The organism is Parasphingorhabdus sp. (assembly GCF_059726685.1).
In genome coordinates, this window is record NZ_AP041068.1 from 3,192,787 (window position 1) to 3,207,579 (window position 14,793).

Annotated in this window: 13 protein-coding genes; 7 read left to right on the top strand and 6 right to left on the bottom strand. The window is 54.0% G+C overall.

Features of this window, described 5'->3' with window-relative positions:
- Positions 1–58: 58 nt before the first annotated feature.
- Together AC6I9Z_RS15705 and AC6I9Z_RS15710 are read left to right on the top strand one after the other, a co-directional pair.
- A complete protein-coding gene (locus AC6I9Z_RS15705; RefSeq protein WP_461459015.1) occupies positions 59–469 on the top strand; it encodes a PilZ domain-containing protein in 411 nt (136 codons plus the stop codon).
- Between the two features lie 80 nt (positions 470–549).
- Positions 550–1,590 (top strand): CaiB/BaiF CoA transferase family protein, encoded by a 1,041-nt coding sequence (locus tag AC6I9Z_RS15710; protein WP_461459017.1) that lies wholly within the window; start codon positions 550–552, stop codon positions 1,588–1,590.
- Here AC6I9Z_RS15710 and AC6I9Z_RS15715 read toward each other — a convergent pair.
- The 3 genes from AC6I9Z_RS15715 to AC6I9Z_RS15725 are packed head-to-tail and all read right to left on the bottom strand — an operon-like array spanning position 1,587 to position 4,762.
- A complete protein-coding gene (locus AC6I9Z_RS15715; protein ID WP_461459019.1) occupies positions 1,587–2,315 on the bottom strand; it encodes a LytR/AlgR family response regulator transcription factor in 729 nt (242 codons plus the stop codon). The genes AC6I9Z_RS15710 and AC6I9Z_RS15715 overlap by 4 nt on opposite strands.
- A 17-nt stretch (positions 2,316–2,332) precedes the next feature.
- Positions 2,333–3,487 (bottom strand): sensor histidine kinase, encoded by a 1,155-nt coding sequence (locus tag AC6I9Z_RS15720; RefSeq protein WP_461459021.1) that lies wholly within the window; start codon positions 3,485–3,487, stop codon positions 2,333–2,335.
- Between the two features lie 9 nt (positions 3,488–3,496).
- Entirely contained in the window at positions 3,497–4,762 is a 1,266-nt protein-coding gene (locus AC6I9Z_RS15725) for a DUF2891 domain-containing protein (RefSeq protein WP_461459023.1), read from the bottom strand.
- 47 nt (positions 4,763–4,809) lie between these two features.
- On the opposite strand from AC6I9Z_RS15725, the gene AC6I9Z_RS15730 reads away from it, so the two are divergent.
- The 5 genes from AC6I9Z_RS15730 (at position 4,810) to AC6I9Z_RS15750 (ending at position 10,214) form a co-directional block, all read left to right on the top strand.
- Complete coding sequence (locus tag AC6I9Z_RS15730) at positions 4,810–6,237, top strand: MATE family efflux transporter (RefSeq protein ID WP_461459025.1); 1,428 nt, start codon at positions 4,810–4,812, stop codon at positions 6,235–6,237.
- A 218-nt stretch (positions 6,238–6,455) separates the two neighbouring features.
- Positions 6,456–7,835, top strand: coding sequence for a cell wall hydrolase (locus AC6I9Z_RS15735; protein ID WP_497811042.1), 1,380 nt, complete (start codon positions 6,456–6,458; stop codon positions 7,833–7,835).
- Positions 7,836–7,955: 120 nt separating this feature from the next.
- Positions 7,956–9,329, top strand: a complete 1,374-nt coding sequence (locus tag AC6I9Z_RS15740) for a class II 3-deoxy-7-phosphoheptulonate synthase (RefSeq protein WP_461459029.1) — start codon at positions 7,956–7,958, stop codon at positions 9,327–9,329.
- A 3-nt stretch (positions 9,330–9,332) separates the two neighbouring features.
- Complete coding sequence (locus AC6I9Z_RS15745; RefSeq protein WP_461459031.1) at positions 9,333–9,566, top strand: hypothetical protein; 234 nt, start codon at positions 9,333–9,335, stop codon at positions 9,564–9,566.
- Between the two features lie 99 nt (positions 9,567–9,665).
- Positions 9,666–10,214: a hypothetical protein gene (locus tag AC6I9Z_RS15750; protein WP_461459033.1), complete on the top strand. Its 549-nt coding sequence runs from the start codon at positions 9,666–9,668 to the stop codon at positions 10,212–10,214.
- Between the two features lie 10 nt (positions 10,215–10,224).
- Here AC6I9Z_RS15750 and AC6I9Z_RS15755 read toward each other — a convergent pair whose 3' ends face one another.
- The 3 genes from AC6I9Z_RS15755 to AC6I9Z_RS15765 form a co-directional block, all read right to left on the bottom strand.
- Positions 10,225–12,510, bottom strand: a complete 2,286-nt coding sequence (locus AC6I9Z_RS15755) for a CHASE2 domain-containing protein (RefSeq protein WP_461459035.1) — start codon at positions 12,508–12,510, stop codon at positions 10,225–10,227.
- Positions 12,511–12,585: 75 nt separating this feature from the next.
- A complete protein-coding gene (locus AC6I9Z_RS15760; RefSeq protein WP_461459037.1) occupies positions 12,586–13,953 on the bottom strand; it encodes a FecR family protein in 1,368 nt (455 codons plus the stop codon).
- Positions 13,954–13,955: 2 nt separating this feature from the next.
- A complete protein-coding gene (locus AC6I9Z_RS15765; protein WP_109355707.1) occupies positions 13,956–14,651 on the bottom strand; it encodes a response regulator transcription factor in 696 nt (231 codons plus the stop codon).
- Positions 14,652–14,793: the final 142 nt, after the last annotated feature.

Sequence of the window (14,793 nt, forward strand, 5' to 3'; positions counted from 1 at the left end):
TTCGGGCCTATTATCCGCGGCAAGCAACATTATTTTACATTTAACTTGCGGGAAGCACATGAGAGAACCATTTGACGATAATTTGGGGAAAAACAGCCAGACCAGTGGCCAGCCCAAACGCGAGCTTGACCGGGACAGCCTGTTCCTGAAAGCAACATTGCGCTTCGTAGATGGCGACGACTGCGGTGAAGTGCGGATTCGCAACCTGTCTGCCGGCGGCTTGATGGCCGAAGCTCCGGTGATCGCAAAACGCGGCGACAAGGTGGAACTGGAGCTGCGCAATATCGGCCGGGTCACAGGCTATGTGGCCTGGGTGGCGCAGGGTCGTTTGGGCATCGCTTTCGATCATTCGATTGACCCGAAACTGGCGCGCAAGCCAGTGGGCCAAAATAAAGTGGAATTACCTCACTATCTCAAGAAACATGGTAATCAGAGCAAGCCGCTCGCCCATGGACAACGTCCACGCTAACCGGCGCTCACAATCTGCTTGATTAGAATCCGACGCCTGCATTAGGACTGTTTAATCAAATGATTAAACAGGAGTAGGATATGGCCGGGCCGCTTGCAGGAATCAACATCATTGAATTTGCAGGCATTGGTCCCGGACCGTTCTGCGGCATGATGCTGGCAGACCAGGGTGCAACCGTCACTGTTCTGCACCGTCCTGGCGGAGCGCCTGATGGCCGGCTCGCATTATCCCGCTCTCGCAAACTGGTCGAAGTGGACCTGAAATCCGAAGCGGGAATCCAGCAAGCGCGTGAGCTGGTCAAACAATCTGACGGCCTGATCGAAGGTTTTCGCCCGGGCGTTATGGAACGGCTTGGCCTCGGCCCGGATGTCCTGTTGCAGGATAATCCGAAACTGGTCTACGGCCGTATGACTGGCTGGGGTCAATATGGGCCGCTCGCCCATGCCGCCGGCCACGATATCAACTATATCTCTATCTCTGGCGCGCTTCACGCTTTTGGCCGAGCCGGTGATAAACCTACGCCGCCAATCAACATGGTTGGTGATTTCGGTGGTGGGGGCATGATGCTCGCACTGGGTATGGTCTCGGCCTTGCTCCACGCAAAAACCGGCGGCGACGGTCAGGTCGTGGATTGTGCCATGACCGACGGATCGGCCGCCCTGATGGCCATGATTTTCGATTTTCACAATGTCGGTCAATGGCAGGACCAGCGCGGCGTCAACCTGCTCGATACCGGCGCGCATTTCTATGACAGCTATGAAACAGCGGATGGGAAATATATCTCGATCGGATCAATTGAGCCCCAATTTTATGCGCAACTACGAAAGGTCGCGGGGCTTGAAGATGATAGCGATTTCGATGCGCAGATGAATCCCAAATCCTGGGGGCCACTGAAAGAGAAGCTTACTGACCTGTTCCAGATGAAAACGCGTGATGAGTGGTGCGGATTGATGGAAGGAACGGATATTTGCTTCGCCCCGGTTCTGTCGTTAGCAGAGGCCAAACAGCACCCGCATAATGTCGAGCGTGAGACATTTGTCGATGTTGGCGGTCATTTACAGCCCGCACCAGCACCGCGCTATTCGGTGACGGTTTCAGACAAGCCAAAACCGCCCGCTTAATCAGCAAAAGCAGCCATTACATCCTTGAGGTGACTTGGTCCGATGGTGAGTTCGGTTTCATCGCCCAGCACAATGAATTTACGGCGACCCTTGCGGCGAATGTCACGGACAAAATCCCGGCGTACGGCAGTGGAGCGATGGACGCGCATAAACATGCCATCCGGCAGCCGCTTCAATAAAGATCCCATCGATTCGTGTACCAGATAGTTATGCCCCGGCAGGCATAGACGCATATAGTCGCGGTCAGCAGAGATCCAGCCGATATCTGCGCTTCTGATCTGCACCGCGCCGTTGCCATCCTGCACCCACAGCCGATGGTCGGCAGGTTGCCCCAGATGGCTGACGCCTCTTTCCCGTTTTTGCAATACCCGTCCAAGAGCCTCTTTCAGCAGATCCTCTTTGACGGGCTTTAACAGATAGTCCGTGGCATCGAACCGGAAGGCAGCCACGGCATATCGGCTATGTGCCGTGGTGAAGATAATCTCCGGTGCATTTTCCAGGTCTTGGCAACGTTTTGCCACATCCATACCGGTTATGTCGGGCATATCGATGTCAAGCAGGACTATTTCCGGAGGATCTTCGACCATCATGTCCAGCGCTTCCTGACCACCGCTGGCGACGGTAATCCGGTCAATATCCTTCATCCGGTCACATAGCGACTTGATCCGCCGGCGGGCCAAGGGCTCATCATCAACAATCAATATGTGCAGTTTGTCATCGGTCATCTCAAAAAAAACCGCACTTACAAGCAATAGTCGCGGAATATTTGTTGCTCGTCGGGAATGATGATCGTTGCCACCACCAGATCATCTGATTCATTGCCCGTGAATAATGCAGCGGCGGGACCATAAAGTGCGGCCAGTCGTTCCCGTATATTGGCAAGCCCGGTCCCGGTTCCCCTGGTTTTTGAACTGGTTGCCAGCAGCGGACCATTATTGGAAACCACCAGTTTAAGCCGGTCCGCATCTTTCGTTGCGCTGATCGATATTCGAACCGGCACGCACGACTGGGCCACCCCGTGTTTAATGGCGTTTTCAACTAGCGGCTGGACGATCAGGGCGGGAATTTTCCAACCACGAACGCCATCATCTATCTGCACATCAAAGCTGAGCCGGTTAGGGAAACGTACCTGTTCAATCTCCAAATAGCGGATTTGCTGAGTCAGCTCCTGTTCGACGGGGATCATGTCTTCGCCATCATCATCCAAAACCGACCGCATGTAGTCCGCCAGACCATCTACCAAATTTTCGGCCGGCCCGTTCTTCTTGTCGATGATCAAACTGCTGACCGAATTCAGCGCGTTAAAAACAAAATGGGGGTTCAGCTGATAGCGGAGCGCCCGCATTTCGCTTTCACGGGTAGCACGCTCCAAATTGCGGCTGTGAGTCAACGCGACCTGACTGTTGCGGCTATTGGCCATGGACAAATAGAGTCCACCCCATCCCACCAATATCAGATAATTGATAAAGGCTGTGTCGAAAAAATGTGAAAGAGCATCCTCCAGAGGAATCAGGTGCTCTGCGCTGATATGTTCCAGCACCGATATGGGATAGGCCAATATCAAGTTCGTCAGATAGACAGTGCCTATGGCCAGGAAAATCGTCGGAATTGTAAGTATGAAAACCGCCAGTGCGCTGCGATCACCAACCCGGGTGAGCAGGCGATACAAAAGCCAAGTGACGGCCACCGAAAGTATCGTCGTCACCAGATAGTCCGTTAGTGTATGACTGTGATCCGGCGCGCCCCATAAAATCGTGCGCAACGCATTGACGACAAGATACGCGGCCCAGACACCAAAGATACTCTTCATAGCGAGATCGATATTGACCGGAAATATGCGGTGCCAGAACGGCGATACCTTTGGTGAAAGACTATCTGGAACTGGCATGAAACGCATGGACATATGCTATTCCGGCGGAGTTGCTAATTGCTGTGGCTGACTGCCTTTCTGGGCATCTCCGGTTTCCGGAACGGCTTTTGATTGTGGCGCCCTGTCCAGCCCGCGTTCGGTCCGCCAGTAGGTCGCAAAGCTCGCCAACCAATGACTGCCGGCATAATGGGGGGTGCGCACTGACTCCTCGCCGGCATCGCCATGCAATTTCGCCGCAGCCAGCAATGCTGCTTTACGACTGTCACCTTCCGGCAACGCAGTCGCGATCCCTTCAAGCGCCCATGCACGGGATAGGTTGACGCCATCCAAATGGACCAGCTTTCCATCGGTCGGATCATTGACAATACCGACGGACAACCAGTCGCCGCTGCCGTCCAACGGAATATCTGGCAGAAAACCAGTCAGCCAATCCGCAAAGTCCGTATCGGATAACACCCGCCGCATCAGGTCTGCCTCCATCAGGCATGGAGAAAGAAAGTCCTCGCCCGACGGTTCGTAAGCGATGGGGCAATTGCGATCATCTCCATGAAAAACGAGACTTTTGTCAGTGATCAGGCTTTCCATTTGGCTATCGTCACTTGTTCGCGCCCAATCCAGAAACAAGCCAAAGGCAAAGGCGGACTGATTATGTGTACCCAGCCGGATCGGATAGGCAAGCTTTGGAATCCAGGTCTTGATCCGGTCGGTAATGACCGATTCGAGCGGCGTCAGACGATTGAGCCATATTTGCGCCTGCTGTGCCTTGGATCCTTCTCCCGCGGCGATTTCCTTAAGTTCCGCTGTCAGCTGCAGAAACCAGGCAAGTCCGTAAGGCCGCTCAAAGGAGGCTCGGCCTTCACTATTGAAATAAGCCACTTCGCCAGCAATTTTGTCTTCCGTAAAATTGGTCGACAATGCCGCGGCAATTTCTTCTTCCATTTCGGGGATCGAGCCATTGCCCCACAGCCGCGTCAGCAACCAATGGCCGTGAACGGCGCTATGCCAGTCAAAACAGCCATAAAATACCGGGGTCAACTGCACCGGCTGTTGCACATCATTGGCACTGTTCATGACATGGCTGATCTTATTGGGATATTGTTTATTGATGCAGTCCAGCGCGATTCGTGCGTAGGCATGTTCGGGCTTTCGCGGCGACCGGCTATTGTCTGCTGGATCCGGCGCAACGTTCTTGCGCTCGAAATAACCCTGTTCGGACGTGCCCCGCTGACCGTCATCCTCATTTGCCGAACAGGCTGAAACGAAGCTGACTGTTACAAACAGGATAATCAAACGCACTAGCATAAATTGCTCCCCAGAAACTTTTTCTCACATAGAGATGAATTGACCGGATGGCAAAACGCTATAGGGCAAAGATGCGATGGAATTTGTCGATTCCAGCCAACATATTCATTTTTCAGGATCATATTATCGCCAGCCAGACCGCCATATTCCTAACCGGTAGTCCGATGCGGCATATTACCGTGATGACATTAACGGCAAGCATCGGTTTGCTGACGATGTTCATCGTCGATTTTGTCGATCTGCTCTACATTGCCCAACTGGGCGACAGCGCACTGACCGCGGCAATGGGCTTTGCCGCGACCATCCTGTTTTTCGGTACAGCTTTCAATATCGGACTGATGATAGCTGCGAGCGCCCTGGCGGCACGGAAAATCGGTCAAGGAGATACCGAATATGCGCGCCGCTATCTGACCAATATATTGGCGCTCAGCATGATGCTGATAATCCCGCTGGCAATCATTTTCTTTGTCTTTGCACCGCAAATACTGGACCTTGCCGGCGCCACGGGAACCGCGAAAGAAGCCGCAACCGGCTATATCCGTATTGTTGCCCCGTTCATGCCGTTCAGTGTCACGGCCATGGTATGTTCCGGCTTTCTACGCGCACACGGGGCGGCCCGGCGCGCGATGAACGTTACGCTGAGCATGGGTATTGCCAATGCCATACTCGATCCGATTTTCATCTTTGGTTTCGGGCTGGGCGTAAACGGCGCAGCCATCGCCACAGCTTGTGCGGCCATCGTGTCCTCTGTCTTGGCCGTAGGGCCTATTATCAAGCATTATGGCGGTTTCCAGAAATTCTCTTCCGTCTTGTTCAAGGAGGATCTGAAACCGGTCATGGCGATACTGGTGCCCGCCATCATGACCAATGTGGCGACCCCTGTAGGCGGCTTCATTTCCTACCGTTTCATCGCCAGCTATCCCGATGAGGTAATTGCCGGGTTTGCCGTTATGGGCCGGGTTGTACCCGTCGCTTTCTGTCTGCTTTTCTCACTGTCGGGAGCAGTTGGACCGATAATCGGTCAGAATTTCGGTGCGCTGCAATTTGACCGCATCCGGCTGACCATCAAGCAGGCAATGGGCTTTGCCCTGGGCTATACGCTGCTTGTCTGGCCGCTCCTCTTCTTTCTCCAGGGACCGATCGGTGATCTGTTCAATTTACGGGGCGAGGGCCGCGAGGTCTTTTGGCTTTTCGCGGTCTTTCTGACCCCGTTATTCTTTTTCAACGGCATGTTGTTCATAGCAAATGCCGCTTGTAACAATCTGGAGCGTCCAGCCTGGTCAACAATAATGAACTGGGCACGCAACACTTTGGGTATATTGCCGTTTCTCTGGATTGGCGGGGCGCTTTACGGGCTGCCGGGCATCGTTATCGGACCGGCCGTTGGTGGCGTCATGTTTGGCGTTATCGGCTATGCCATTGCCCGTCATCTGGTGAATATTCAGGAAGCGAATCACGCTTCTGACAAGGACTGAGAAAGAGATTAGCTCTGCCAGGGCAGTCCGATTTCCTCAGACACCCAGGCATTCCTAATAGCTGTCCCGCGGAATTGCTGGATTAACCATTTAACGCCTGCCAGCGCCTCGTCCCATCTTGAAACACCCGGTTTTTGGAAGGCGATAGCATTAGGGAAAGGCTGTAATTGCAGTGCTTTCAGCCCGTTTGGGCCTTTGCAGGTGTTTTGAAAATTACAGTGCGCGTTCCTCCTCCCTATGTGCCGCAACTAGGCAGCGGCAGTTCGGCGATTGCCGGACCGGCTGGGTACGTCTACGCCCCTTCATCTGCAACAGCGCCTGCTCCTGCCGTTGCAGCTGATCCAGCCCCGCCGAAACGGACCCAAGAACCTTCAACACCAACTGCCGTCACCGATATCGGAAAGCCGGAACCGCAGGTCGAAAAGCTTTGGCGTCTGCCGCGCTGGTTGATGCTCAATGTTCGGGAACGGATATTGCTGGGTCTGCTGATTTTCAGCCTGATCATGGTACCCGCGACCATGCCGCGGGCTTCCCTTGACGCGCAGCAATATAATCCCAGTGATCCCAGTCTTCAGCCAGTCGAGCGGGCCGAGGAAAATTTCGCGGGCTCCGCTTTTTACTTCATCGACCCTGGCTATGCGATCCCGCAAAATTACGAGGAGCTGGCGATTGATCCACTGGCCGAGCCTGGGGGAACCGAGATTGGCGACCTGCTAACCAGCAATGGTAGCATTGGAGCTGCCAGCCGAGATCAGACCGCGTCAGCTCATCTGATTCGCCCGGTCGCGTTCCGCGCCTCGTTGATCGACAATAGACGCGCGCTGCAGTGCCTGACTTCGGCCATTTATTACGAAGCAGGACTGGAGCCTGATGCCGGACAACGCGCGGTCGCCCAGGTCGTTCTGAACCGCGTTCGCCATCCCAGCTATCCGCGCACCGTTTGCGGCGTGATTTTTCAGGGTAGCGAACGCAGCACGGGATGCCAGTTTTCTTATACTTGTGACGGGTCCCTGCGACGCTCGCCGTCGAAATATCACTGGAACCGGGCCAAGAAGGTCGCTGCTTTAGCGCTGGGCGGAAAGATCGCATCTCCCGTTGGCACAGCGACGCACTATCACACCACGGAAATTTATCCTTACTGGGCACCCAGCCTCAGGTTCCTTGGCACCATCGGTGCGCACCGCTTCTACAGCTGGAAGGGCACTGCTGGAAGAGCCAGCGCCTTCAGTCAGAGCTATCGCGGTGGAGAGCCCCTGCCCTCGCCGAAACCGCGCAAATATGATCCGAATCAGGCTCCGTCACTCGATCCCATCGCGCTCGAAAAAGCCTATGAAGCCGGACGCCGCAAAGCACAGGAAGAGGCAGCGAAATCAGAGAAAGCGGCGGCTATCGCAGCGGACAACGCACGGCGTCACAGCTTGCCAGTACCTGCTATCAACGCTGGGAAGCCTAAAACCTACCAAGCGCCCAGCTACAGCAAGGAAGCCTTGAAAAAAGGCGGAGAAGAAGCCTTTGCTGGCCAGAAATTGCCAAATGTCAGCCAGGTCAAACCAGAATATCGTAATGCTGGCACTTGGAAAAACAAACCGGGTAGTTAGGTCGTCGGACAAGGCCATTTGTTAGTTTCGGCCGCAACCAAACGGCGCTTTTGCTTGCCATTGCCCTTGAAACGAGCCTAAAGCCACCCGATTTTAAGTGAAAGACATTGGAGTGTGCTCATGGCGACGAACTGGACGCCGAACGGTTGGAGAAATTTTGAAGGTCTGCAAATGCCTGATTATCCCGATGCTGCGAAGCTCGCGGATACAGAAAAGCTGCTTGGCACCTATCCACCGTTGGTCTTTGCCGGTGAGGCGCGCAGCCTGAAACAGGATCTGGCTGAAGTCGCAGAGGGCAAGGCTTTTCTGCTGCAGGGCGGTGATTGTGCCGAGAGCTTCGCTGAGTTCCATCCCAACAATATCCGCGACACATTTCGGGTCATCCTGCAAATGGCCGTGGTACTGACCTACGCTTCGAAAATGCCAATCGTAAAGCTGGGCCGGATGGCAGGGCAGTTTGCCAAGCCGCGTTCCGCCCCGACCGAGACGCAAGATGGTGTCGAAATGCCGAGCTATCGCGGTGACATTATCAATGGCATCGAATTTGAAGAAGGCCGCCGCGACCCTGATCCCGAGCGGATGATCCGTGCCTATAATCAGGCAGCGGCTACGCTCAACCTACTGCGTGCCTTTTCAACAGGTGGCTATGCCAACCTGCAACAGGTGCATGGCTGGACCCATGATTTCATGAGCCGCAGCCCCTGGGCCAAGAAATTCGAAGAAATGGCTGACCGTATCGGTGAAGCCCTGTCTTTCATGGAAGCGTGCGGCCTCAACCCTGATACCGTGCCGCAACTGAAAGGAACATCTTTCTACACCAGCCACGAAGCCTTGCTGCTGCCCTATGAAGAAGCCTTGACGCGGCAGGACAGCCTGACCGGCGAATGGTATGACACAAGCGCCCATTTCCTGTGGATTGGTGACCGGACACGCTTTGAAGGCTCTGCCCATGTCGAATTTCTGCGCGGCATCGGCAATCCGATTGGCATGAAATGCGGCCCATCGCTGAAGTCTGATGATCTGCTGAAAATGCTTGATACGTTGAATCCCGCCCGCGAGGCTGGCCGGATCACACTGATCTCACGCTTTGGACATGACAAGGTGGAAAGCGGCCTCGCGCCGTTGGTCCGCGCTGTCAAACAGGAAGGCCATCCGGTCATCTGGTCCTGCGATCCGATGCATGGTAATGTCATCAAGGCGGATAATGGTTACAAAACCCGGCCGTTCGAGCGCATACTCGCCGAGGTTCGCGGCTTCTTTGCCGTACACCGCGCTGAAGGTACTCTGGCCGGCGGCATCCACTGCGAGATGACCGGTCAGAATGTAACAGAGTGCACCGGAGGTGCCGTTGCGATTACCGAAGCGGCACTGGGCGACCGCTATCATACCCATTGTGATCCCCGGCTAAATGCAGCGCAATCGCTGGAACTGGCATTTCTTTTGGCAGAAATGCTCAATCAGGAGCTTTCTGATCGCGCGCGCGAAGCGGCATAAGCAATGGCGGATAGGATTAAGCCGGAACGAATGCGGCCAGAAGATTATGAAGATGGAGGATCACCAATGAGCCGTGGCGCGACCTATGTTCGTAAAGAAATTGTCAGCAAGGGCGTTGGCTTTGGCAGCGCACTTGCCATCGCGATCAGCTTCACCACGCATCAGTCAGTTCTTTGGGCGATTATCCACGGCTTTTTTTCCTGGTTTTACGTGATTTATTACGTTCTGACCCGCTGAGGAACAAGCGACGATATCCGGTGTGATCGCCTATTGTCGTGACATTTCTGGCCCATGGCATTATTGAGCATAGCGGTCACTAACTAGCCGAGGACAGCTATGCGCCGCCTTGCCATCCTGATGATGCCGCTCATCGCCATGACAACGAGTTGCGGCGGCCCGATTGAAACCCGGATTCAGACAAAGGCGGGATCATCTTTGCCCGCCCAGAAGCAATATAGTTTCACGGCCAAACCGGAACAGAATAGCGCAGCTTATCAAACAGCGCGCAAGATGGTTGCTGAAGCGCTGGTAGCGAGAAACTTTGCTGCGGTAGACGAGGCACCGATACTGGTTCACATCGCCTTGGCAGATCGGCCGGCATCCATCGCTATGACAACAGGTGAAAAGGATAATATCGCCACCATCGCCGAAAAAAAGGAACGCAAGCCGCTACAATCCTGTGATGATGTGGAACATCGCCTGACCATCAATATGGTCAACACCTCCGATGGATCGACCGTCTATTCCGGCACAGCAGCAGAATATCACTGCAAAGGGTCGATGGAGCAGTCTCTACCGCATCTGATTGACGCTGCTCTTTCCGATCTGGGGAATTCCGGTCAAACAGTGAACAGTAAAGTCCGCACTCGAACTGGTATTGAATAGTTCTCTGATATCAATCTGCGTCTGCCGGTTCCGGTGCCAGAGGTAATAATATCGTAAATTGTGCACCGCCATCCCGGACATTCCCTGCGCGGATGGTGCCGCCATGGCGCTCGATCACTGCCGCCACGAAATTGAGCCCCAGACCGGCGCCTTTGACGGCTCCCTTGGACGCTGCGTCATTGCTCGCGAAGCGCTCGAACAGATTGCCCAGCATGTCTTCCGCTATACCTTTGCCCTGATCGGTAATTGTAACGGACACAAAGGGTTGCTTGTCGAGGCTGATATTGCGAAGCAGGATAGAAATCTGGCTGTTGTCAGGGCTGTATTTGATCGCATTGTCGATCAGGTTAGCGAACGACCGGTAAAGACTAGATGGCTCGCCGACGATGAATGCACCGTCCGTTTGATCGTCGACCGTTGATTTGATTCCCCGCTGTTTAGCAAGTGGCCACAAGCTATCATTGGCTTCAATCACCAGGTCAGACAGCAGAATATCTTCGCCGGAAAATTCACTCGACTTTATTCGCGCCAGACCGACAAAATTATCGGCCAGCGCTAAAGTCCGGCGAGCATGGCTTTCGATCCGCTTGTTGTCATCCGTTGCATCCTGACCATCCAGTAGCGCCAATATCGCCGCCTGAGGGGACCGCATGTCATGAGACAAAAGCTGCAAGACTTCTTCACGTTCCTGTGCCGCATTGGCGACTTCGGTTATGTCCGCAAGATAATGGATGTGCCCGCGCAATTCTCCCTCATTGGATAATACCCGGGCCCGGCGCATCGCGAAAACCTGATCATTCAGTGAGGTGAAATCGATATAATCATGTTCGCGGGCCTGTTGGTCCAGCGCTAGGTAATTTTTAACATCGCCCAGATCTTCAGGCGAAACAAAGCGATCCAGCATGTCATCAAGTGCCAGATCCTGAGCACCATCCTCGACCCCGGTTTGCGCCAGTTTGTTGACAAACTTGACCTTGCCATCGAGGTCAGTGATGAACATGGGGTCGGGTAAATTGGTCAGTGCATCGGTAATGAACCGGCGCAGGTCACGAACATGCTTGATGGCATGGGCTAACTCTTCGGCTTGTTCGGTTACCAGATCCACAGGACCCAGCGAGCTTTGCAGAACAGGAATATCGGGTGTTTCGGAGCGATAATTTTTCAACTCACCGCCCATGAAGTCACTGGTCGCCTGCAGTCGGCGCCATCCCCAGACCGGGTAGACCAGCCCCAGTCCGACCAGCGCTGCACCGGGCGCAAACCATATCTGAAAGGACAACAGAACGGCGCTGGCGACCAATATGACGGCAACCAACCCGATCGAGACAAAGATCGTTGTTCGGGGCCGCCAGCGCCAGAAACCGATCAGCAATATCCAGGTCGGGATCAGCGACAGAAGGATTTGCGTGCCTGTCGAAACGGGCGCGATAAAATTGTCGGCCATGATATCATTCAGCATATTGGCCATAATCTCGACACCGGCGACAGTACCACCATCGCCAAGCGGCGCAGGATGCTGGTCACCCAACCCTTGGGCGGTTGCGCCTATCAATATGATCTTGTCATTCAGAAACGCTACCGGAATTTCGCCATTTACGACTGCAGCATATGGGACCTGGGAAAAGGCCCCGCGGTTCGCATAGGGCATGAGCAAAGGTTTCTGACAATTTTCAAGACTGTCAAAGGCCGATGAACTACCACCACTCACACTGCGATAAACCTGTTCCATGAGATGCGGCCAGACCGTCCTGGCGCTGTCCACAGGGTCGGTGATTCCGCCAAAACACAATGATGTCCGGCGTACTACGCTGTCACGATCGAAAAGAAGATTGACGTGCCCGATTCCGGCAACAGCCTCCTTCAGGGGTGTAATTGGCTCTTTGACATCAAAATCTGCCCCATTGGTCCCCGGGAAGACAAAGTGCAGCGGCAGAAACAGATTATCATTTTGCCCGGCCGCCTGTGCCATCAACTGGTCTTCATCAGTGTCACCGGGTTCGCTTAGCAATATATCAAATGCAATCGCCTTTGGCTTTGCATCCGCCAATATGCTGAACAAATTTGCATGTCGATCGCGCGGCCATGGCCATTTTCCAAATGCGGCCAGACTGTCTTCATCGACGGCGACAATCAAAATTTCTTCGGATGCCTCCGGACGATCATATTCAGAAAGCTGGTCATAAAGTAGGTTGTCAAAGCCGGAGAGACTGTTCCAGTAGATCAGTGCAGTGACTATCAGCGATGCCCCAAGCGCCACACCGGCCCATTCAATTCCGAGGCGGCGACGCAGTTTCATGGACAATCAATTCTCCACATAGAGACAAAAGGCGACCCGGTACATCTTTGGCAGTCCGGCCGCTAATCAGCGGCCCTAGCCAGCTACCGTCAATTTTTCGAAATCGGTCCATTTCTGAAACACGTCGGTATCTTCCGGGTCCACAGAATATTGTGTGACCCCGACGCGCCAGTAATATTCGCCGTCGGGCAAGTCGGACAGGGTAATGACGTCTCGGGTGAGGCCAGCTTCATCGACAATCGGAACGGCATTCGTATCGCCAAGCAGCAATTGAAAACGATAAACGCGTTTACCCTTGCCGGCACCCGACCATTTGAATCGATAGCCAAAATCACCCTTGCCGGCACTGCCGCTGAGCGTACTTAGCTGTCGCTTGAAAGAATAGGTCGCGGGCATCCCTTCAAAACCATCTCGTCCAAAGGCGGTTGCCTTGGCAAAATAGCGTCCGTCTTCGATGCCGGGCAGACTTATGGTTGCGCCGTCACTTAGCTGCTCCGTTACAATATCCACAAAGCCGGCGTCAGTTGAAACAAGGATACGGTGGGCAGTGGCTGCTTCTCGCGGCGCCACGACAAATTCCAGCGTCTCTTCGGATTGCACCTTGGCCGGATCGACAAGTTCAGGCGGCGTCAGCAGATCTGCTTTTGCAAGATCACCGGTAACGGTCGCAGCGGCGCCAGTGCCAGCCGGAACCGACACTATGTTTGCGCTGTCCAGGCTCTCCCCCGCAGCAACCTCAATCGCACCTTCAACTGTCTCCGAATAAGCCGAGCCAGTCGCTTCATCCACGCGGGTCCGGTAATCTGTACCCCGAACGGCAGAAACGGCCACTGGTGTGCGAACCCGGTACCGATCCGCCTTCTTGTCGAAAGGTGTAACTTTGGAACGCATCCGGCCGCTATCCACTGCCAATTCATAGTCCACGCTGTCGGTAAGAAGAATATGCCGCAAGCGCGTAATCCGCATCTTGCTGTTGGATGGCATGGAAATACGGGATCCATCTTCCAGCTCCAGTGTCAAAAAGCTGCCTGCTGCAGTGGCAAGCCTGCTACCCTCCGCGATATCGAGGCCTGTCACTGGGGCGATGGTCTGACCATCACGTGCGATGGAAACATTGCCGCGAAAAGCACTCAAACTGGCCTCACTCGGCCGGTACTTCAGCAGGCGGAACGGGATCGATATGGTTTTTCCGACAGGAATGAAACGAGGGTTTGCTATCCGGTTGAGCCGCTGCACCGTCACATAGTCGGAGCGCTTACGCATATATTTTCCGGCGAGTTCAATCAGGGTATCGCCGCGCTTGAACACATATTCAACACGTTCATTATTGGCAGAAGACTGGGCCTGCGCGATATGCGGTGAGACAAAAACCGAAGCCAATAAAAGCAGGGATGAAAGCTGCAAGCATTTGAGATATTTTCGCTTACGTCTTTCAAAGGTCATGGTCATACCCCGTTGCTTAATGTCTCCAGCCTATAGCCATAACCGAAAACGGTGAAAATCCGAAACCCGTTCTCAGGCGTCAGCGATAATTTGGACCGCACCCGCGACACATGCATATCCAGCGTCCGCGTCGCCAGATGCGCGTTGGTCCGCCAGACCGTTTCCATAATATAGCGCCGTGACAAAGTCCGGTCGCGATTACGGAACATCAAATCGGTCAATTCAAATTCCTTGGCGGTCAAAGCCACTTCCGTTTTGTTATGCCGGACCTTCTGTTCGATGCGGTCCAGAATATAGTCACCATATTGCGCCGTTGTTTCCATGGCCGTGGAGCCGTTGCCGCGCCGAAGGATCGCATTGATCCGGGCAGCGATTACATTCGGGTCTTCCGGTTTTGTGATATAATCATCGGCGCCAGCGTTCAGTGCGTCGCTGATATCCTGTTTTGCAGTGCGGCTCGTCATCATCATAACCGGCGGACGATCATCGACCGCACCTTCCATCCATTCCAGGATCTGCATGCCGGTCTTGCCAGGCATGTTCCAATCCAGGATTACCAGATCGAAAGTGTCACGCAGCAAAGCATTGGCCAAAGCGTCGCCATCTGCAAAACCCACGAAAACATGGCCTTGCTCTTCAACAATTTTACCCAAAAAATCTACGACTTCTCTATCGTCGTCTGCAATTGCTATGCGCATACGTGTTTTCCCCGGTAGCGAAAGCAAACATCCCATTGCTTTCGCCTCATATAAATTCCCAACCCGGATTTTGTTTACATCTATGTTCGTGGATTTTACCAGAGCCACGACACCTAATTTACATAGCTTTACATAATAAATG